At 73.2% G+C, this 19,145-nt stretch carries 22 protein-coding genes, 3 pseudogenes and 1 riboswitch; of the genes and pseudogenes, 11 read left to right on the top strand and 14 right to left on the bottom strand.

Features of this window, described 5'->3' with window-relative positions; translation table 11 throughout:
* Positions 1 to 26: 26 nt before the first annotated feature.
* From ABD946_RS42395 to pknB, 4 genes are all read left to right on the top strand, one after another.
* Positions 27 to 281: a DUF5304 family protein gene (locus ABD946_RS42395; protein WP_380150209.1), complete on the top strand. Its 255-nt coding sequence runs from the start codon at positions 27 to 29 to the stop codon at positions 279 to 281.
* A 195-nt stretch (positions 282 to 476) separates the two neighbouring features.
* Positions 477 to 1,418 carry an ROK family glucokinase gene (locus ABD946_RS03105; protein WP_345279805.1) on the top strand — a complete coding sequence of 314 codons (942 nt, stop codon included), beginning with the start codon at positions 477 to 479 and terminating at the stop codon, positions 1,416 to 1,418.
* A gap of 100 nt (positions 1,419 to 1,518) precedes the next feature.
* Entirely contained in the window at positions 1,519 to 1,944 is a 426-nt protein-coding gene (locus ABD946_RS03100) for a hypothetical protein (RefSeq protein WP_345279803.1), read from the top strand.
* 39 nt (positions 1,945 to 1,983) lie between these two features.
* Complete coding sequence (gene pknB / locus ABD946_RS03095; RefSeq protein ID WP_345279801.1) at positions 1,984 to 3,717, top strand: Stk1 family PASTA domain-containing Ser/Thr kinase; 1,734 nt, start codon at positions 1,984 to 1,986, stop codon at positions 3,715 to 3,717.
* Between the two features lie 7 nt (positions 3,718 to 3,724).
* Here the strand turns inward: pknB and ABD946_RS03090 are convergent, their stop codons facing one another.
* Positions 3,725 to 4,354, bottom strand: a complete 630-nt coding sequence (locus ABD946_RS03090; protein ID WP_345279799.1) for a sulfite oxidase-like oxidoreductase — start codon at positions 4,352 to 4,354, stop codon at positions 3,725 to 3,727.
* A gap of 185 nt (positions 4,355 to 4,539) precedes the next feature.
* On the opposite strand from ABD946_RS03090, the gene bfr reads away from it, so the two are divergent.
* Positions 4,540 to 5,019, top strand: coding sequence for a bacterioferritin (bfr, locus tag ABD946_RS03085; protein WP_345279798.1), 480 nt, complete (start codon positions 4,540 to 4,542; stop codon positions 5,017 to 5,019).
* 4 nt (positions 5,020 to 5,023) lie between these two features.
* On the opposite strand, the gene ABD946_RS03080 is transcribed toward bfr, so the two are convergent.
* From ABD946_RS03080 to ABD946_RS42390, 4 genes and pseudogenes are all read right to left on the bottom strand, one after another.
* Complete coding sequence (locus tag ABD946_RS03080; RefSeq protein ID WP_345279796.1) at positions 5,024 to 5,260, bottom strand: (2Fe-2S)-binding protein; 237 nt, start codon at positions 5,258 to 5,260, stop codon at positions 5,024 to 5,026.
* A 141-nt stretch (positions 5,261 to 5,401) separates the two neighbouring features.
* A pseudogene (locus ABD946_RS03075) lies at positions 5,402 to 6,273 on the bottom strand (3-deoxy-7-phosphoheptulonate synthase).
* Positions 6,274 to 6,370: 97 nt separating this feature from the next.
* Positions 6,371 to 6,427, bottom strand: a pseudogene (locus ABD946_RS03070) (hypothetical protein); the annotation flags it as partial.
* Positions 6,428 to 6,609: 182 nt separating this feature from the next.
* Positions 6,610 to 6,867: pseudogene (locus tag ABD946_RS42390) on the bottom strand (3-deoxy-7-phosphoheptulonate synthase); the annotation flags it as partial.
* Positions 6,868 to 7,049: 182 nt separating this feature from the next.
* On the opposite strand from ABD946_RS42390, the gene ABD946_RS03065 reads away from it, so the two are divergent.
* Positions 7,050 to 8,987: an anthranilate synthase family protein gene (locus ABD946_RS03065; RefSeq protein ID WP_345279794.1), complete on the top strand. Its 1,938-nt coding sequence runs from the start codon at positions 7,050 to 7,052 to the stop codon at positions 8,985 to 8,987.
* A 30-nt stretch (positions 8,988 to 9,017) separates the two neighbouring features.
* Here the strand turns inward: ABD946_RS03065 and ABD946_RS03060 are convergent, their stop codons facing one another.
* Positions 9,018 to 9,680, bottom strand: coding sequence for a response regulator (locus tag ABD946_RS03060; protein WP_345279792.1), 663 nt, complete (start codon positions 9,678 to 9,680; stop codon positions 9,018 to 9,020).
* Positions 9,681 to 9,765: 85 nt separating this feature from the next.
* On the opposite strand from ABD946_RS03060, the gene ABD946_RS03055 reads away from it, so the two are divergent.
* Positions 9,766 to 10,149 (top strand): hypothetical protein, encoded by a 384-nt coding sequence (locus ABD946_RS03055; RefSeq protein ID WP_345279790.1) that lies wholly within the window; start codon positions 9,766 to 9,768, stop codon positions 10,147 to 10,149.
* A 7-nt stretch (positions 10,150 to 10,156) separates the two neighbouring features.
* Here ABD946_RS03055 and macS read toward each other — a convergent pair whose 3' ends face one another.
* Entirely contained in the window at positions 10,157 to 11,308 is a 1,152-nt protein-coding gene (gene macS, locus ABD946_RS03050) for a MacS family sensor histidine kinase (protein WP_345279788.1), read from the bottom strand.
* Between the two features lie 19 nt (positions 11,309 to 11,327).
* On the bottom strand, positions 11,328 to 12,143 hold the full coding sequence (locus ABD946_RS03045) for a lysophospholipid acyltransferase family protein (protein ID WP_345279787.1): 816 nt from the start codon (positions 12,141 to 12,143) through the stop codon (positions 11,328 to 11,330).
* 169 nt (positions 12,144 to 12,312) lie between these two features.
* Here ABD946_RS03045 and ABD946_RS03040 point away from each other — a divergent pair, with 169 nt between their 5' ends.
* The 3 genes from ABD946_RS03040 (at position 12,313) to ABD946_RS03030 (ending at position 14,019) form a co-directional block, all read left to right on the top strand.
* The gene (locus tag ABD946_RS03040; RefSeq protein WP_345279786.1) at positions 12,313 to 13,113 is read left to right on the top strand and encodes an alpha/beta hydrolase; all 801 of its coding nucleotides are present in this window, start codon (positions 12,313 to 12,315) and stop codon (positions 13,111 to 13,113) included.
* A gap of 16 nt (positions 13,114 to 13,129) precedes the next feature.
* Positions 13,130 to 13,726, top strand: coding sequence for a hypothetical protein (locus tag ABD946_RS03035; RefSeq protein ID WP_345279785.1), 597 nt, complete (start codon positions 13,130 to 13,132; stop codon positions 13,724 to 13,726).
* Positions 13,727 to 13,791: 65 nt separating this feature from the next.
* On the top strand, positions 13,792 to 14,019 hold the full coding sequence (locus ABD946_RS03030) for a hypothetical protein (protein WP_345279784.1): 228 nt from the start codon (positions 13,792 to 13,794) through the stop codon (positions 14,017 to 14,019).
* On the opposite strand, the gene ABD946_RS03025 is transcribed toward ABD946_RS03030, so the two are convergent.
* The 6 genes from ABD946_RS03025 to ABD946_RS03000 form a co-directional block, all read right to left on the bottom strand.
* Complete coding sequence (locus ABD946_RS03025) at positions 14,009 to 14,779, bottom strand: endonuclease/exonuclease/phosphatase family protein (RefSeq protein WP_345279783.1); 771 nt, start codon at positions 14,777 to 14,779, stop codon at positions 14,009 to 14,011. The genes ABD946_RS03030 and ABD946_RS03025 overlap by 11 nt on opposite strands.
* A 10-nt stretch (positions 14,780 to 14,789) precedes the next feature.
* On the bottom strand, positions 14,790 to 15,245 hold the full coding sequence (locus ABD946_RS03020; protein ID WP_345279782.1) for a hypothetical protein: 456 nt from the start codon (positions 15,243 to 15,245) through the stop codon (positions 14,790 to 14,792).
* Between the two features lie 79 nt (positions 15,246 to 15,324).
* Entirely contained in the window at positions 15,325 to 16,122 is a 798-nt protein-coding gene (locus tag ABD946_RS03015) for a thiazole synthase (protein WP_345279781.1), read from the bottom strand.
* Between the two features lie 2 nt (positions 16,123 to 16,124).
* On the bottom strand, positions 16,125 to 16,343 hold the full coding sequence (thiS, locus tag ABD946_RS03010) for a sulfur carrier protein ThiS (protein ID WP_345279780.1): 219 nt from the start codon (positions 16,341 to 16,343) through the stop codon (positions 16,125 to 16,127).
* A complete protein-coding gene (gene thiO / locus ABD946_RS03005) occupies positions 16,340 to 17,491 on the bottom strand; it encodes a glycine oxidase ThiO (protein ID WP_345279779.1) in 1,152 nt (383 codons plus the stop codon). Before thiO ends, thiS begins: the two co-directional genes overlap by 4 nt.
* Positions 17,485 to 17,597: riboswitch (TPP riboswitch) on the bottom strand. (Overlaps the previous gene by 7 nt.)
* 69 nt (positions 17,598 to 17,666) lie before the next feature.
* Positions 17,667 to 17,975, bottom strand: coding sequence for an ArsR/SmtB family transcription factor (locus ABD946_RS03000; protein ID WP_345279778.1), 309 nt, complete (start codon positions 17,973 to 17,975; stop codon positions 17,667 to 17,669).
* A gap of 143 nt (positions 17,976 to 18,118) precedes the next feature.
* On the opposite strand from ABD946_RS03000, the gene ABD946_RS02995 reads away from it, so the two are divergent.
* Positions 18,119 to 19,111 carry a zinc-dependent alcohol dehydrogenase family protein gene (locus ABD946_RS02995; RefSeq protein ID WP_345279777.1) on the top strand — a complete coding sequence of 331 codons (993 nt, stop codon included), beginning with the start codon at positions 18,119 to 18,121 and terminating at the stop codon, positions 19,109 to 19,111.
* The last annotated feature ends 34 nt before the right edge of the window (positions 19,112 to 19,145 follow it).

The following is a 19,145-nucleotide window of genomic DNA, read 5'->3' as shown; positions in this document are numbered from 1 at the left end:
GCCAACCATCACTGAGGGAGGGCCCGATGGCCGAGGAGCAGCAGGACAGCGACCTGGTGGAGGAGGTCCGGAAGATCGCCGCCGCCGTGGGGGAGAAGGCCCAGGAGACGGTGGGCCGCTGGCGCGAGCAGAACCCCGAGGTCTACGGCCACCTGGCCGCCGCCGGGGGTGAACTGCTGGCCGCGTACCGGGCGGCGGTGAGCGGCCACGAGCGCCGCTGGTCGGCACCCGGACGCGCCGAGGCCGAGCACATCGACCTCGACGGAGCGTCGGACAAGTAGTGAACCAACCAATCCTGGCCGGTGAAGCCGCGGCTCCGTAACGTCACCGGATGGGGCAAAACGTACGACTCCTGAATGCTCATCGCCACGTGAGTGGGAATTGTCTTCGAATAATGTATGAATCACTGTGTACGGGAGCCCCCTTCTGCGGGTACCGTTCCGCTCAGCGGGAACGAGTGAATAGCTGAGGGAGACATGGCTCTGACCATCGGCGTCGATGTCGGCGGCACGAAGATCGCGGCCGGCGTGGTCGACGAGAACGGCGAGATCCTCGCCCGGACCAGGGTCCCCACCCCGGCCGACCCCCAGTGGGCGGTGGACGCCATCGCCCAGGCGGTGCGCGAGCTCAAGGAGCAGTACCCGGACGTGGCCGGCGTGGGCGTCGGCGCCCCCGGCTTCGTCGACCGCGAGCGCGCCACGGTGATCTTCGCGCCCAACATCGACTGGGAGAACGAGCCGCTCAAGACCCGGGTCGAGGAGCTCACCGGCCTCGAGACCGTGGTGGAGAACGACGCCAACTGCGCGGCCTGGGCCGAGTTCCGTTTCGGGGCTGCGGCCGAGCACTCCGACATGGTGCTGATCACCGTCGGCACCGGCATCGGCGGCGGCATCGTCCTCGACGGCCGGCTGCACCGCGGCCGCTTCGGCGTGGCCGGCGAGATCGGCCACCTCAACATGGTCCCGGACGGCCTGCTCTGCGGCTGCGGCGGCCACGGCTGCTGGGAGCAGTACGGCTCCGGCCGCGCGCTGCGCCGCTACGGCCGGGAGAAGGCCGCCGCCGACGCGGTGGCCGGCCGCCGGATGCTGGAGCTCAACGACGGCGTCGCCGAGACCATCCGCGGCATCCACATCACCGAGGCCGCGGCCGAGGGCGACCCGCTCGCCCTGGAGTGCTACGCCGAGCTGGCCGACTGGCTGGGCCGCGGCATGGCCGATCTGGCCGCCCTCTTCGACCCGGCCGTCTTCGTGCTCGGCGGCGGCGTCTCCGACTCCGGCGACCTGCTGCTCGACCCGGTCGCCAAGGCCTTCCAGCAGTACCTGACGGGCGGCGTCCACCGCCCCCGCGCCGAGGTGGCGCTCGCCTCCATGGGCTCCGCCGCGGGCATCGTCGGCGCCGCCGACCTGGCCCGCACCTGAGCGTCCCCGACGCACCGTCAAGGCCGGGACCCCGCAAGGGATCCCGGCCTTCGTCGTACCGCCTAGACTCCTTCCCGTAGTCCATCGGGGGAGGACCGTCATGACCCGCACCACCGCCGCCGTCGCGGCCGCCGGCCTGCTGCTGCTCACCGTCTGCACCGCCTGCACCGCCGAACCGCCGCGGAGCACGCCGGGCGGCGGATCGGCCCCGGCCCGGATGCCGGCCGAGGGGCGGGACGTGGCGGCGGAGTTCACCGCGCACGTCGAGCGGTACGGCACGCCGGAGCAGCGCGGTGCCGTGCTCGGGCACATCACCCGGGCCACCCGGGACGTGCCGCAGGACGGGCACACCAACAGCTACCTCGCCACCGACTGGGAGGATTCCCAGCCCTCCCGCACCGAACTGATCATCCGTTCGTACCTGTCCTGGACCGGCGGGAGCGAGCGCGGCGCCATGCTGGTGCTCTACCGGAAGGACGGCGCGGTGATGGCCGCCGCCGACCTCCCGTCCTGGCAGGGCAGGTGAGGGACGGGTGAGCCGCCGGGCGGGCCATAGACTCCTCGGATGGACACCACCCCGCCCGACCGGTTGACCGGCACCCTGCTCGACGGCCGGTACCGGATCGAGCAGCGGATCGCGGTCGGCGGGATGGCCACCGTCTACCGGGCCACCGACACCCGGCTGGACCGGACGGTGGCGGTCAAGGTGATGCACCCCTCGCTGGCCGCGGACGCCGAGTTCACCGGCCGGTTCATCCGCGAGGCCAAGGCCGTCGCCCGGCTCGCCCACCCCAACGTGGTGAACGTCTTCGACCAGGGGGCCGACGGCGCCGCGGTCTTCCTGGCCATGGAGTACGTCCCCGGCCGCACCCTGCGGGACCTGCTCCGCGACCGCGGCGCGCTCAGCGTGCGGGCCGCCCTCGACGTGCTGGAGCCGGTGCTCGCCGCCCTCGGCGCCGCCCACCGGGCCGGGCTGGTGCACCGGGACGTCAAGCCGGAGAACGTGCTGATCACCGACGGCGGCCTGGTCAAGGTCGCCGACTTCGGCCTGGTCCGGCTGCTCACCGGCTCCGACGGGGTCACCGAGACCACCAGCGCGAGCACCGTGCTGGGCACCGTCTCCTACCTGGCGCCCGAGCAGGTGCGGCCCGGGCTCCCCACCGACCAGCGGGTGGACGTCTACGCGGCCGGCATCCTGCTCTACGAGATGCTCACCGGCAGCAAGCCGCACACCGGCGAGAACCCGATGCAGGTGATCTACCGTCACCTGCACGAGGACGTGCCGCCGCCCTCGCGCACCGCCCCGGCAGCCGGCCCCGGCCTGGACGCGATAGTGGCCGCCGCCACCGCGCGCGACCCGCAGGGCCGCCCCTGGGACGCGGTCGAACTGCTGGCCACCCTGCAGCGCGCCCGCCGCGCCCTGACGCCCGCTCAGCTGGACGCCGAACCCCCGGCCTCGGCCCGCCGCAGCCCGCTCCACCCCACCACCGAGGCCACCTCGGTGCTCGACCGGGTCGAGCCGACCAGCGTGCTGGAGCTCGACCCGCCGACCATGACGCTCGGCCGGATCCGCCCGTACGACGAGCCCGCCCCCGTCCGCCCGGCCCGCCGCCGGCGGCTGCCGCGCAAGCCGCTGGTCTGGGGTTCGGTGCTGGCGGCCGTGCTGCTGCTGGTCGGCGGCACCACGTACGCGCTCTCCGAGGGGCTGTACGGCACGGTGCCGGGCATCCTGACGCAGAGTCAGGAGCAGGCCGAGCAGGCGCTGGAGGCGGCCGGACTGCAGGGCAGCTACGTGCAGCAGTACAGCGAGAGCGTCCCGGAGGGGAAGGTGCTGGCCACCGACCCCGGCGTGGGTGCCCGGGCGCGCAAGAGCGATCCGGTGAAGGTGACCGTCTCCCGCGGGCCGGAGCGGGTGGCGGTGCCGCCGCTGGTCGGCCAGCCGCAGGAGCAGGCGGCCCGTCAGCTGGCCGACGCCCGGCTGTCCGCGGGCACCGTCACCGAGCAGTACAGCGACACGGTGCCCCAGGGCGCGGTGGTCTCGGCCGATCCGGCCCCCGGCACCCGGCTGGCGGTCGGCGCGCCGGTCGCCCTGACGGTCAGCAAGGGGATGCACCTGGTGCCGGACGTGACCGGGATGGGCCAGGCCGACGCCGAGCGCACCCTCAAGGCCGCCGGGTACCGGGTGGAGGTGAAGGGCTACAACGTCTTCGGGACGGCGAAGGCGAGCGGTCAGTCGCCCGCGGCGGGCCAGCCGCTGAAGCAGGACGGCCTGGTGACGGTGACCTTCCCGCTGGGCTGACGCCGGCTCAGCGCAGCGGCCCGTCCCCGGGCTCCTCCTGGTAGGAGTAACGCTTCTCCGCCCAGGGGTCGGCCAGGTTGTGGTACCCGCGCTCCTCCCAGAAGCCGCGCCGGTCGGCCCGCATGTACTCGACCGCGCGGACCCACTTGGGGCCCTTCCAGGCGTACCGCCCGGGCACCACCAGCCGCACCGGGAAGCCGTGCTCCACGGTGAGCGGCTCGCCGTCGTGGTGGGTGGCGAAGACGGTGGAGGGGTCCGCGAAGTCGGCCAGGCTCAGGTTGGCGCTGTAGCCGTACTCGGCCCAGACCATCACGTGGGTGACGTGGTCGGCCGGAGGCACCAGGTCGAGCACGGTCGAGGCGGACACGCCGCACCACTCGTTGTCGAGCATCGAGAAGCGGGTGACGCAGTGGAAGTCGCCGCGCACCGTCACCCGGGGGAGGGACTGGAACTCCTCGAAGCCCCAACTGTGCTTCTCCGCCGAGGCGGTGGCCCCGAAGACCTGGAAGTCCCAGGTCATCGGCTTGAAGCGGGGGACCGGGCCGTAGTGCAGGACGGGCCAGCCGCGCTGGAGCCGTTGGCCCGGGGGGAGTCTCGGATCAGCCGGCGGATCTGCTTCGCGTTCTGACTGACCCATGGCTCCATGGTGACAGACCGCCGGACGGCCGCCGCGCCCGCCCCTCCGGACGGCTCTCGAAAACCATCAAATCGGATAGTTCGACACATCTGCCACTAAGCGTGAACTTACTGGAAATGCACGGCAAAAGGGTGTCACGATGCGGTCAGTCGTACAGCTGAACAGAGCAACAGGAGGGCACCGCCATGAAGGGCGACGCCGAGGTCATCGAGTTCCTCAACGAGCAGCTCACCGCCGAGCTGACCGCGATCAACCAGTACTTCCTGCACGCGAAGATGCAGGAGAACTTCGGCTGGACCAAGCTCGCGAAGTACACCCGGCACGAGTCCATCGACGAGATGAAGCACGCCGAGGTACTGACCGACCGGATCCTCTTCCTGGACGGGCTGCCCAACTACCAGCGGCTCTTCCACGTCCGGATCGGCCAGACCATCAAGGAGATGTTCGAGGCCGACCGGCAGGTCGAGGTGGAGGCGATCGACCGCCTCAAGCGCGGCATCGTGGTCATGTGGGCGAAGAACGACGTGACCTCGGCCAACATCTTCGAGGCCATCCTCGCGGACGAGGAGCACCACATCGACTACCTGGACACCCAGCTGGAGCTCCTGGAGCGGCTCGGCGAGCCGCTCTACCTGGCCCAGCTGATCGAGCAGCCGGAGTCCTGAGGGGTCAGGCCGCGTGCGCCGCGGTCTCCGGCTCGGCCAGGCCGAGCTTGGCCGCCAGGCGCGCGGTGGGGCAGGGGCGTGCGCCGTGCTCGCCGAGCAGGGCCTGTATCCGTCGCACGCAGGACCCGCAGTCGGTGCCGGCCTTGCAGCCCTGGGCTATCTGGCGGGGCGTCTGGGCGCCCTCGTCGATCTGCTGCTTGACCTGCGCCTCGGTGACCGCATGACACATGCACACGTACATCGCGGTGACTCCAGGGACTAGGGCGGCCGATCAATGAGCTAAGGCTTACCTTACCCATAATTCCGGGCACGAAAAAGACCCCTCCGCTTCCGTAACCCGGAAAGCGGAGGGGGTCTTCGTCACATCGGCCGGACCGAGGGCCTACTGGTTGCGGTACATCTCCGCGACCAGGAAGGCCAGGTCGAGCGACTGGCTGCGGTTCAGGCGCGGGTCGCAGGCCGTCTCGTAGCGCTGGTGCAGGTCGTCGACCAGCACCTCGTCGCCACCGCCGACGCACTCGGTGACGTCGTCACCGGTGAGCTCGACGTGGATGCCGCCCGGGTGGGTGCCAGGGCGCGGTGCACCTCGAAGAAGCCCTTGACCTCGTCGAGCACGTCGTCGAAGCGGCGGGTCTTGTGGCCGCTGGAGGCCTCGAAGGTGTTTGCCGTGCATCGGGTCGCAGATCCACACCGGCTGGGCGCCGGAGCCGTGACCTTCTCGACAGGGTGGGCAGGTGCTCGCGGACCTTGCCCGCGCCCATCCGGGTGATGAAGGTCAGGCGGCCGGGGCTCGCGCTCCGGGTCGAGCCGCTCGATCAGGGTGAGCGCCTCGCGACCGTGGTGGTCGGGCCGAGGCTTCACGCCGATCGGGTTGCGGACCTTGGCGGCGAACTCGATGTGCGCGTGGTCCAGCTGACGGGTGCGCTCGCCGATCCAGACCATGTGGCCGGAGACGTCGTACAGGTCGCCGGTGCGCGAGTCGGTCCGGGTCATGGCCGTCTCGTAGTCGAGGATCAGCGCCTCGTGCGAGGAGTAGAACTCGACCGTCTTGAACTCCTCGGGGGCGACCCCGCAGGCGTTCATGAAGGCCAGCGCGTTGTCGATCTCGCGGGCCAGCTGCTCGTACCGCTGGCCGGCGGGCGAGTTGCGCACGAAGTCCTGGTTCCAGGCGTGCACCTGGCGCAGGTCGGCGTAGCCCACCGGTGGTGAAGGCGCCGGGACCAGGTTCAGCGTCGCCGCGGAGGCGTTGTACATCCGCTTGAGCCGCTCCGGGTCCGGGATCCGGGGACTCCGGGGTGAACTCGAAGCCGTTCACCGAGTCGCCGCGGTAGACCGGGAGGGTCACACCGTCGCGGGTCTCGGTCGACTTGGAGCGCGGCTTGGAGTACTGGCCGGCGATCCGGCCCACCTTCACGACCGGCACCGAGGCCGCGTACCGTGAGCACGGCGGCCATCTGGAGCAGGGTCTTGAGCTTGTTGCGGATGTGGTCCGCCGAGACGCCGTCGAAGGCCTCGGCGCAGTCCGCCGCCCTGGAGCAGGAAACGCCTCACCACGTGCGACGGCAGCGAGCCGGGAAACGCAGCTGGTCGCACTCGGCCGGCGAAGACGAGGGGCGGATAGGACGCGAGGTCCGCAAGCACCTTGCGCAGAGCCTCTTGGTCCGGCCATTCAGGCTGCTGCGCCGCGGGCAGGGACTGCCAGGAGTGATGATTCGTCACGGTCACGAGGTCAAGGCTACGGGGTGTGACGTCCGAATCGTGACCACCGCCCGATGGGTGAGACACCGCGCGGACAAACGGGTGACCCGGCTTCACTCCGCCGGGCGGGCCCGCTAGGCTCTGCCCCATGAACGCGCCGCACACCTTCTCCTGGTGGTGGGCCAACCCCATGGGTGGGCCCACGGATCGCGCGTTCCTAGACGCTTGAGACGGCCGCCCCACGGGGCGGCCGTCGGCGTATCGGAGAGCAGGACGGCCTCCCGGAAGCGGAAAACCCAGACCCGCGAACGCTCCGGAAGGACCGATCCACCGTGACCAGCCTCACCTCGCTGACCGACCTGCTCGCCCGCCTCGCCGCGCCCGGCGCCCCGGCCCACGCCCTGCTGCACCGCCGCACCCCGCGGCACGCCGTGGACACCGTCGAGGTCCTGGTCGGCACGGTCGGCGCGTACGACACGCTGGCCGAGCTGCCCGTCCCGGACGGCGCGCCGCAGGGCGGGGCCCGGCACGACCTGCTCGCCCTGGTGCCGTACCGGCAGATCCGCGAGCGGGGCTTCGACGCCCACGACGACGGCACCCCGCTGCAGGCGCTGCGGATCGAGGAGCAGTACGCCTTCCCGCTGGCCGAGGTGCTGGCCGCGCTGCCGGAGCCGGTGATCGCGCTGGAGGGCGGCGGGTTCGACATCCCGGACGAGGAGTACGCCGGGATCGTCCGGCGGGTGATCGCGGACGAGATCGGCCGCGGCGAGGGCGCCAACTTCGTGATCCGGCGTGACTTCACGGCCCGCCTCGGCGAGTTCGGCCCGGCCACCCCGCTGGGGCTGTTCGGCCGGCTGCTGGAGCAGGAGCGCGGGGCGTACTGGACCTTCCTGGTGTACACCGGCGAGAGGTACCTGGTCGGGGCCTCGCCCGAGGTCCACGTCCGGCAGAGCGGCGGCACGGTGGTGATGAACCCGATCTCGGGCACCTACCGCTATCCGGCCGGGGGCCCTGACATCGACTCGCTGCTGGACTTCCTGCACGACCCCAAGGAGCTGGAGGAGCTCACCATGGTGGTCGACGAGGAGCTCAAGATGATGTGCACCGTCGGCGACCTCGGCGGTCAGGTGCTCGGCCCCCGGCTCAAGGAGATGGCCCACCTCGCGCACACCGAGTACGAGCTGCGCGGGCGCACCTCGCTGGACGTCCGGGAGGTGCTGAAGGAGACCATGTTCGCCGCCACCGTGACGGGCAGCCCGGTGCAGAACGCCACCCGGGTGATCAAGCGCTACGAGCGCACCGGGCGCGGCTACTACTCCGGCGCGCTGGCCCTGATCGGCCGCTCGGCCGGCGGCGGCCAGCAGCTGGACTCGCCGATCTGCATCCGCACCGTCGACATCGCCCCCGACGGCGCCCTGGTGGTGCGCGCCGGGGCGACCCTGGTGCGCCACTCCGACCCGGACTCCGAGGTGGCCGAGACGCACGCCAAGGCGGCCGGGGTGCTCACCGCGATCGGGGCCCGGCCGGCGCCGGCCGGGCGCACCGCCCGCCGGGGCGGGCCGGTGCTGGCGGACGACCACCGGGTGCAGACCTCGCTGGACTCCCGGCGGGCCAAGCTGGCGCCGTTCTGGCTGCGGATGCAGCAGCCGGCGGTCGTCACGGCCGAGCACGAGACCCTGGTGGTCGACGGCGAGGACACCTTCACCTCGATGCTGGCCCACCTGCTCCGCTCGCTCGGCCACCGGGTGCGGGTGCTGCGCTACGACACCCCCGGCCTGCGCGGACTGCTGACGGCCCATCAGGGCCCGCTGGTGCTCGGCCCCGGCCCGGGCGACCCGGCCGACCCCGCCGACGCCAAGATGGCGGTGCTGCGGCCGATCGTCGCGGACGCGCTGGCCGCCGCGCGCTCCGGTGCCCGGACGGCCCCGCTGCTCGCCGTCTGCCTCAGCCACCAGCTGGTCAGCGCGGAGTTCGGCCTGCCGCTGGCCCGCAAGGACGTTCCGTACCAGGGCGCCCAGGAGGGCGTGGACCTGTTCGGCACCCGGCACACCGTCGGCTTCTACAACACCTTCACCGCCCGCTGCACCGACGCCGACGCGGCCCGGCTGGCCGCCGAGTGCGTCGAGGTGGCCCGGGCGGACGACTCCGAGGACGTCGTCGCGCTGCGCGGGCCGGGCTTCGCCACGCTCCAGTTCCACCCGGAGTCGGTGCTCACCCGGGACGGCGTCTCGCTGGTCGCCGAGCTGCTGCGGGCGGCGGTCGCGGTCTGAGGGGCCGGCCGAGGGGCCGGCCGGGGGCGGTCAGAGGGTGTCGTCCAGGCCCTGCTCGATGGCGTAGCGCACCAGCTCCACGCGGTTGTGGAGCTGGAGCTTGCCGAGGGTGTTCTGGACGTGGTTCTGCACCGTGCGGTGGGAGAGCACCAGGCGGTCGGCGATCTGACGGTACGACAGGCCCTTGGCGACCAGGCGGAGCACCTCGGTCTCGCGCGCGGTCAGCTGCGGCGCGGCGGGGGAGGCGGGCGCGGCCGGTTCGGTGGCGAGGCGGCGGAACTCGCCGAGCACCAGACCGGCCAGGCCCGGGGTGAAGACCGGGTCGCCCTGGGCGGTGCGGCGCACGGCGTCGATCAGCTCGTCCCGGTGCGCGGACTTGACGAGGTACCCGGTGGCACCCGACTTCACCGCCTCCAGCACGTCCGCGTGCTCGCCGCTGGCGGAGAGCACCAGGACCCGGACGGTCGGGTCCTGGGTGACGACCTGCCGGCAGACCGCCACCCCGGGCAGCGTCGGCAGGTTCAGGTCCAGCACCACCACCTGCGGCAGGCTCGCCCGCGCCCGCCGGACCGCCTCCTCGCCGTCCCCGGCCGTCGCCACCACGTCGAACCCGGCCTCCGCGAGGTCCCGCGACACCGCCTCCCGCCACATCGGGTGGTCGTCGACGACCATGACGCGGACCTGAGCGTCCATCAGGGGGCTCCTCGGGGTGTGCAGGTGCTCGTACGTTCCCGGGGAGGTTAGCAACCGCCCCGCCCCGGTCCGGCGTCCCCCGGGCATGAGCGAGCTCGGAACGGACGGACGGGACGGCGACGGGGCCGCCGGGTGGGGCCGGGACGCCGGCCGGGGCGGCGGGCGGTCGTGGGCCGGCGTCGCCGGGTGGCTGGTGCTCACGGTGCCGCTGGCCGCGGTGGTCTCCGTGCTGTGCGGCGCGCTGGTCCTCCCCCTCACCTGCTTCGGCGGCACGGAGGCCCCGTGGCTGGTGATCTCCGGCCTGTTCTGGCTGGTCCTGGCCGGCGGGCCGGCCGTCCGGGGCCTGCGGCGCCGGCGGGTGCCCTGGTGGACCCCGGTGGCACTGGCCCTGCTGACGGTGCCGCTGTACCTCGCCGTGCTGGCCTCGGGCCCGCTGCCGAGCGACGACTGCTACGGGAACGTGTGGTGACGCGGCGTCAGCCGCGCGGCTGGCGGGGGACGCGGAGCTCGACCTCGACGCCCTCGCCCGGGGCGGAGTAGAGGTCGGCGGTGCCGCCCAGGTCGAGGAGGCGGCCCCGGATGGACTGGGAGACGCCGAGGCGTCCGGCGGCCTCGGCCTCGCCGAGCCGCTCGGGGGCGTAGCCGGGGCCGTCGTCGCGGATGGAGACGGTGACGGCCGCGGGTTCGTCCTCGACCAGGATCCAGGCGCGGGCGGCGGGGCCGGCGTGGCGGCGGACGTTGTCGACGGCGGCGCCGACCGCGGCGGTGAGCTCGGCGGCGGCCGGGGCGGGGAGCAGCACGGGGGTGGCGGGCGCGGAGAGGGTGACGCGGTCGTCGGCGTAGCGGGCCAGCAGGGCGCTGAGGTCCTCCTCCTCGGTGGAGGAGGCGACCGGCTGGTGGCCCGTCATCAGGGCGCGCAGGGCACGTTCCTGTTCCCCCGCCAGGCGGCCGAGCTCGTCGGCGTCGCCCTCCCGCCGCTGGACCAGCGCCAGCACCTGGAGGACGCCGTCGTGGATGTCCCGGGAGAGCCGCTCGCGCTCGCGGGTGGCGGCCTCGACCTGGAGCGCCCGGGTGAGGGCGCTCTCGCCGGCCCGGGCGATCTCGATGACGTAGCCGATGGCGCAGCCGGCGACCATCAGCAGCACGATGTTGTGCAGGTTGTCGGGGGTGACGCCGCCGTGCCCGGCGATGTTGGCGATCCCGATGACCGCCCCCGCGAACGCGGCCCAGCGCCAGCCGCCCTTGCCGGCGAAGCCGAGCACGGTGCCGGCCGCCCAGATGGTGGGCAGGGTGGGCGCCCCGGCGGTGATCCGCTCCGGCTTGTCGATGATGCCGCTCATCACGATGCCGGTCACGGCGAACGCCATGTCGGTGGCGAGCACGTACCAGGTGCAGCGCTGCGGCCCGGCGAAGGCCCGGGTGGAGGCGAGCGTCCAGAGGGTGAGCGCGCCGAGGTAGATCCAGCCGGAGACGGGGTGCAGGAAGTCCAGGTAGGAGCCGAAGAACCGGAGCACCGCGTAGGCGAGCGCGAGCACCCGGAAGGTGGAGATGGCGCGCCAGAGCGGCATCTCCACCGACATCCCGCCGGCCCCCAGGGGCCCGCCCCAGCCCGGTCGTTGAACGTCCATCAGACCCCCCGGGCCCCGACTACTCGGGCTTCTCGTCCTTCTCGGCGGCCTCGGCGGCGGCCAGCTCGGCGGCGGCCTTCTTCTCCGCCTCCTGCTGCGCCTTGACGGCCTTCTGCTCGGCCTTGCGCTCGGAGTCGGCGCGCTTCTTGTCCTCGGCGATCTGCCGCTTGGCGGCGGTCGCGTAGATGTCCACGTACTCCTGGCCGGACAGGCGCATGATCTCGTACATCACCTCGTCGGTGACCGAGCGCAGGATGAAGCGGTCGTTCTCCATGCCGTGGTAGCGGGAGAAGTCGAGCGGGCGGCCGATCCGGATGCCGGGGCGGATGCCGAAGTTGGGCTTGACCTGGCCGGGCGGCTGCACCTTCTCGGTGTCGATCATCGCGACCGGGATCACCGGGGCGCCGGTGGCCAGCGCGACGCGGGCCAGGCCGCCGACCTTGCCGCGGTAGAGCTTGCCGTCGGGGGAGCGGGTGCCCTCGGGGTAGACCCCGAACAGCTCGCCGCTCTCGATCACCGCGATGGCGCTGCGGATCGCGGCCTCACCCGCGCCGCGCACGCCCGAGCGGTCCACCGGGAGCTGGCCGACGCCCTTGAAGAACGCGGCGGTCAGCTTGCCCTTGAGGCCGGGGGTGTTGAAGTACTCCGCCTTGGCGATGAAGGTCACCCGACGCTTCATCAGGGCGGGGAGGAAGAACGAGTCCGAGAAGGAGAGGTGGTTGCTGGCGATGATCGCCGGGCCGTCCTCGGGGATGTTCTCGGCACCCTCGATCCAGGGCCGGAAGAAGATCCGCAGCAGCGGTGCGACGATCATCTTCATCAGTCGGTAGAACAACCGGGGCCTCCTGGAGTGCGGACCGCACGATCCTAATGCTTCCGGCCGGTCCGGTACGCACCGGCGGGTCTGTACGAGCCGTGTCCCAGCGTGGGACGATTCGAGCGTCAGTTCCCTGGTGCGGCCGCCCGAAGCTCGTGGCCCGCCCGACTCGCCGAGGAGCCCGCCGATGCCGCTGATGCCCGGTGCCGAACCGTTCCACCGGGAGGGCGGGCCGGTCGGAGTGCTGTTCGTGCACGGCTTCACCGGCTCGCCGCAGTCGATGCGGCCCTGGGCCGAGGAGTTCGCCGCCGCCGGGTACACCGTCTCGCTCCCGCTGCTCCCCGGCCACGGCACCCGCTGGCAGGACATGCAGGTGACGCGCTGGGAGGACTGGTACGCCGAGGTGGACCGGGCCTTCCGGGAGCTGTCGGAGACCTGCGAGCGGGTCTTCGTCTGCGCGCTCTCGATGGGCGGTGCGCTGGCCCTGCGGCTGGCTGCCCGGCACGGTTCGGCGCTGGCCGGTCTGGTGCTCGTCAACCCGTCCGTGCGTTCCGACAACCCCGCAAGTGTGTTGTTGCCGGTGGTCCGCCACCTGGTGCCCAGCCTGCCGGGGGTGGCCGACGACATCGCCAAGCCGGGTGTGCACGAACTCGGTTACGACCGGACGCCGTTGCACGCGGCCTGGTCACTGGCCCGGCTCTGGAGGACGGTGCAGGCGGAGCTGCCGGACGTCCGCCAGCCGGTGCTGCTGCTGCACAGTCCGCAGGACCACGTGGTCTCCCCGGCCAACTCCGAGTTGGTGCTGGCCCGGATATCCTCGACCGATGTGACCGAGCTGCTCTGCGAGCGCAGCTACCACGTGGCCACGCTGGACCACGACGCCGGACTGATCGTCGAGTCGAGCCTCGACTTCGTCCGGCGGCTGACCCCGGCCGCCGTCGTGGAGGCGCGTGGCGTGGACGTGAGTGCCGAGGACCACCTGGGCTGAAGGGCCGGCAGTGCAGATGAACAACACCGCGGGCGACGACGAGGAACTGCCCCTGGACGGCAAGGCGAAGCCCGAGCCGTCGGGCGGGTCCGACGTGCCCGCGCGCCGTCCGCTCGGCGGCAGCCAGGCCGAGCAGGACGCGATCTTCGCGGCACTGGTGGCCCAGTTCGACGATCCGGTCGACCTGACCGACCCGGACTGGCCCGAGATCGAGAACGTCCGGGCCAAGGAGACCAAGGCCCGCGAGGCCCGGCAGGACCTGCCCGGCGGCGCCGACGGGCTGGACGAGTTCGCCCCGCAGCCGCGCCGCCGCCCGGAGGCGCCCGGCCCCCGCGACTACGTGGCCGCGGAGGACCCGGACGAGGGCCACTTCGTGCCGCCGGAGCCGCCGCCGCTGCCCTCCCTGGACACCACCGCCCGGTTCGCCTGGCTCGCGGTGCTCGGCGGGCCGGCGCTGCTCCTGTTCGACGTGCTGGTCTGGCGCGAGGTCTCCGGCTGGCCGGCCTGGGTGGGCGTCAGCGCCTTCCTGGGCGGCTTCGCCACCCTGGTGATCCGGATGAAGGACCGCGACGAGGACGAGCCGGAGGACCCGCACGGCGGTGCGGTGGTCTGAGCCGTGACGGCATCGGAATCGAAGGTGGGGGTCGGAACGCCGCGCGGGGGCGCATACTGGCGAAGATGACGAAATCAGGAGCAGGACGCCGCGCACTGCCCACCAGTCCCTTCAAGGCGCAACCGCAGCCCGAAGCCAAGGAGTTCACGGTGGGGGAGCGGGTGTCGCACGACCAGTACGGCCTGGGCCGGGTGATCGCCCTGGAGGACGGCCCCGACCGTGCCGTCCTGGTCGACTGCGGCTCGCAGCGCGTGCGGGTCTGCGCCCCGTACACCCGTCTGTTCAACCTCTGACGGCGGGCACCCGTACGGCGGCGAGCAGTGGCAGGTGGTCGGTGGCGGCCACCAGGTCGGCCCGGGTGACGCCCGGCAGGCCGTGCGGCACGCCGCAGGCCAGTACCTCCACGCCCGGAGTCGCGAAGAGCGCGTCGATCCGCTGGTGCGGGTCGGAGGGGACGGAGGTGTTGGTGCCGCCCCACGGAGCCGTGGCGTGGCCGTCCTGGTAGCGCTCGGCCATCCGGCGCCAGCCGGGCCCGTCCGGGTGCTCGTTGAAGTCCCCGGCCACGAAGCCCTCCTCGCCCGGCCCGAACTGCTCGGGCAGCAGGGCGAACTGCCGCAGCCGCTCGTCCGGGTCCAGGCTCAGGTGGCAGCTGGTCACGGTGAACGGGGCCGAGCCGCCGATCCGCACCCGGGCGGTGGCGAAGCCGCGCGCGTGCAGGCCCCTGGTCTTGGGCAGCAGCCGGTCCCGGACCTCCAGCACGTCCACCGAGAGCCGCCCGAGCAGCAGCGGTCCGGCGGCGATCCGGCCGCCGCCGGAGAGGATCACCAGCCCGCTGCGGGCGGCCAGCCAGGCCGCCTGCCCCTCGGGGCGCCAGTACCGCGGTGACTCCTGGACGCAGACCACGTCCGGCGCGCAGGCCCGGACCACCCGCACCAGCGCGTCCCGGTCGTCGCGCAGGGAGCGCACGTTGTAGCTCAACACCCGGACCGTGCGGGACCCGTCGGCCCCGGTCCCGGACTCCGGCAGCGGAGGCAGCTGGTTCGGTCGGCTCACCCGGCCGATGCTACCGAGACGAGCCCCCGCAGGGGCCGTACTCCTGACTCTCGACGCGCGCCGTGTAGTCGTTGCCCACCTTGACGTAGAGGGCGGCCTCCCCGGCCGCGTAGTCCCGGGCGAAGTCGGCGGTCCACGGGAAGAACCCCTCGAAGGAGACCCGGTAGCACCAGCCCGGGTCCACCCGGAGGGTGTCCCAGTCCTGTCCCGCCGGGGTCTGCCGGCCCGGCGGGACGGTCGCCCAGCGCTGCTCGGACTCGGCCGAGGCGCAGCCGGGCCGACGGAGCGTCAGGTCGCCGGTGGACTGGCCGCCCGCGCAGTAGTTGCGCCCGGCGGTGAGCGGGCGGTCCGCGGCGTTGACGGTCTCCGAGCAGACGCCGGTGCAGCCGCCGCCGGGCAGCGGCACCGCGACGGCGCCCGCCAGGGCGAGCGCCAGCACGGCGGCGACCGTCAGTGCTCGGTGCATCGGCGCTCCCGTCCCGGCGTCACGTGGCTCCGCCAGCATAGGAGCCGCCGCGCACGCTCGGTGCCGGGCGGAGTGCCGGTCAGAAGGCCGGGCGCTCCCGGGTGTCCAGGTCGGCCCGGCCGGCCATCGCGGAGGAGGCCTCCGCGTGGAAGCGGCGCGGGATCCGGCCGGCCCGGTGGGCCAGGCGGCCGGCCTCGGCGGCGTGCCGCATGGCCTCGGCCATCAGCACCGGCTGCTGGGCCCGGGTGACGGCGGAGGCCAGCATCACGGCGGCGCAGCCGAGCTCCATCGCCAGTGCCACGTCGGAGGCGGTGCCCGCGCCCGCGTCCAGGATCACCGGGACGCCGGCGCTCTCCACGATCAGCTGGAAGTTGTGCGGGTTGCGGATGCCCAGGCCCGAACCGATCGGGGAGCCGAGCGGCATCACGGCCGCGCAGCCGACGTCCTCCAGCTTGCGGGCCAGCACCGGGTCGTCGTTGGTGTAGGGCAGCACGGTGAAGCCGTCGTCCACCAGGGTCTCGGCCGCGTCCAGGAGTTCGACCGGGTCGGGCAGCAGGGTGCGCTCGTCGGCGATCACCTCCAGCTTCACCCAGTCGGTGCCGAGCGCCTCGCGGGCCAGCCGGGCGGTGAGCACGGCCTCCCCGGCGGTGTAGCAGCCGGCCGTGTTCGGCAGCACCTGGATGTTGTTGCGGGTCAGCACGTCCAGCACCGAGCCCTGGGTGCCCGGGTCGACCCGGCGCATCGCCACGGTGGTCAGCTGGGTGCCGGAGGCCAGCAGGGCCTGCTCCAGCACCTCCAGGCTGGGGGCGCCGCCGGTGCCCATGATCAGGCGGGAGTCGAACGCCGTTCCGGCGATGACGAGTTGGTCGTCGGCCATGGTCAGCCTCCCTGCACTGCGGTGAGGATCTCCACCCGGTCACCCGGGCTGAGCACGGTCACGTTCCACGAACTGCGCGGCACCACGGCCTCGTTGACGGCGGCGGCCACCCCGCTGGGGGAGGCGCTGAGCTGGCCGACCACGGTGTCCAGGGTGGTGGCGGCGGGCACCTCGCGCGGGGTGCCGTTGACGGTGAGGGGGATCGGGCTCGGCTGGTTCATGCGGCGGCCTTCGGGGCGAAGCGGCTGGGGGAGAAGGGGGCGGCCAGCGCGGGCACCGCGCCGGTGGCCAGGTAGTCGGCGGTCAGGTCGGCGGTGACCGGGGTGAGCAGCACCCCGTTGCGGTAGTGGCCGGTGGCGGCGACCAGGCCCGGCAGGGCGGTCGGGCCGAGCAGCGGGGCGTTGTCCGGCGAGCCGGGGCGCAGCCCCGCGCCGGTCTCCACCAACGGGAGCTCGGTCAGACCGGGCACCAACTCGTGGGCGTCGCGCAGCAGTTCGTAGACCCCGCCGGCGGTGACGGTGGTGTCGTAGCCCTGCTCCTCGCTGGTCGCGCCGATCACCAGCTCGCCGTCCGCGCGCGGCACCAGGTAGATGTGCTGACCGCGCACCACGGCCCGGACGTTGCGGGACAGGAACGGCGCGTACGCGGAGGGCACCCGCAGGCGCAGCACCTGCCCCTTCACCGGCCGCACCGGCGGCAGCACGCCCTCCGGCAGGCCGGGCAGGCGGTGGCTCTGCGGCCCGGCGGCGATCACCACCTGGGCCGCCGCCACCTCCTCGCCGGAGCTGAGGCGGGCGCCGGTGGCCCGGCCGTCCGCGACGACCAGCTCCACGGCGGCGGAGCGGGTGAGGGTGACGTTGGAGCGCTCGCAGGCCAGCACCAGGGCGGCGGCCAGCCGTCGGCCGTCCACCTGGTGGTCGCCGGTCACGTGCAGGCCGCCGCGGACCCCGGGGGCCAGCATCGGTTCGAGCTTGCGGGCCTCCCGGCCGGTCAGCCAGTGCGACTCCAGGCCGAGGCGCTGCTGGAAGGCGTGCAGCTCGCGCAGCTCCTCCCGGTCGTCGGAGTCGAGCGCCACCGCGAGGGTGCCGGTGCGGCGGTAGCCGGTCTCCAGGTCGGTGAGGTCGGTGAGCTCGGCGACGAAGTCCGCGTAGCGGTCGTTGGACGCCATCCCGAGGCGCAGCAGCGGCTCCTCGCCGTACTGCAGCTCGGTGACGGGGGCCAGCATGCCCGCCGCGACCTGGGCCGCGCCCCGGCCGGGCTCGGGGTCCACCACGGTGACGGCGAGCCCGCGCTGGGCGGTCCGCCAGGCGACCGCGAGGCCGATGATGCCGCCGCCGATCACCAGGACGTCGGTCTCGGTGCGTGTCAAAGCCGTGCACTCCCTTCGCCGGAATGACCCGGATCAGGTTCGGACGGTCGCGGGCCGCCTCAGCCCGCCTCTCAGCCCGGTGCACCGGGCTCCCGTGGATACCGCCCCACCATATCCCCGCCCGGGGCACCCGCCGAAGGGCGAGTTCACGGAGTGAGAGCGCGTGCGGCGGGCGTCAGGCCTCGGCGGCGAGGAGGGCCGGGAGGAGGCCGGGGAAGCGGGACTCCAGATCCTCGGTGCGCAGCACGTTGAGCTTGGTGGTGCCCGCGTAGGTCTGCCGGATCAGGCCGGCCTCGCGCAGGACGTTGAAGTGGTGGGTGAGGGTGGAGCGGGAGACCGTGGCGTCGAAGGTGCCGCAGCTCATGCCGTCGGCCGCCTCGGACAGCTGGGTGACGATCCGCCGCCTGACCGGGTCGACCAGGGCGTCCAGGACCTGCTGCAGCGTCAGGTCGGCCGGATCGGGGTGCTCCAGGGTGCGGACCACGGTGACTCCTCGGGGGTGGGCGGGTAGGTCCCATCGTACGGCCGCCGCCGATGAAGTTCGATGCCTGTCAAAGTTTGACGCGCGTCGAAGTTCGTGGTGAGGTCGTCCCGGTCAGTGGATCCGGCAGAAGGAGAGGCCACCCCATGGCACGACACGTCCAGTTCGACGAGATCGGCGGTCCCGAGGTCCTGACGGTGCGTCAGGTGGAGGTCCGCGCCCCCGGGCCCGGTGAGGCGCTGATCCGGGTGGAGGCGATCGGGCTCAACCGGGCCGAGGTGATGTTCCGTTCGGGCGGGTACTTCCTGCAGCCGGCCTTCCCCTCCGGCCTCGGGGCCGAGGCGGCCGGCGTGGTCGAGGAGCTCGGCCCGGACGTCACCGGCTTCGCCCCGGGCGACCGGGTCGGCGTCGTCCCGGCCTTCCCGCAGAACGTGTACGGCACCTACGGCGACCGCGTGATCGTCCCGGCCCACGCGCTGGTGCCCGCTCCGGCGGGCCTCGACCCGGTGAGCGGTGCGGCGGTCTGGATGGCGTACCTGACGGCGTACGGCGCCCTGGCGGAGGACTCCCCGGTCCGGCCCGGCGACCACGTGCTGATCACCGCCGCCTCCAGCAGCGTCGGGTTGGCCGCGATCCAGACGGCCCGTCACCTCGGCGCGGTGCCGATCGCCACCACCCGGGGCGAGGCCAAGCGCAAGGCCCTGCTGGACGCCGGTGCGGAGCAGGTGATCGTCACCGACGAGGAGGACCTCCCCGCCCGGGTCGCCGAGATCACCGGCGGCCGGGGCGTCCGGCTGGCCTTCGACCCCGTCGCCGGCCCCGGAGTGAACACCCTCGCCCGGGCCATCGCCCCCGGCGGGCGGCTGGTGGTCTACGGCCGGCTCGACCCGCGGCCCACCCCGCTGCCCAACGCCGACGAGTACCCGGCCCTCAGCACCCGCACCTACACCCTCTTCGAGGTCACCTCCGACCCGGAGCGGCTGCGGCGCGGCGTCGCCTTCGTCACGGCGGGCCTGCGCAGCGGCTCGCTCGCACCGGTGGTGGACCGCACCTTCGACCTGGCGGACATCGCGGAGGCGCACCGGTACATGGAGGCCAACACCCACATCGGCAAGATCGTCGTCACCGTGGAGGCATAGCGGCGCCCCGCAGGGGCGCGAGGAACTGCGCGAG

The organism is Kitasatospora albolonga, from assembly GCF_039535905.1.
Taxonomy (GTDB): domain Bacteria; phylum Actinomycetota; class Actinomycetes; order Streptomycetales; family Streptomycetaceae; genus Kitasatospora; species Kitasatospora albolonga.
This window is presented reverse-complemented; position numbering and strand designations above follow the sequence as displayed.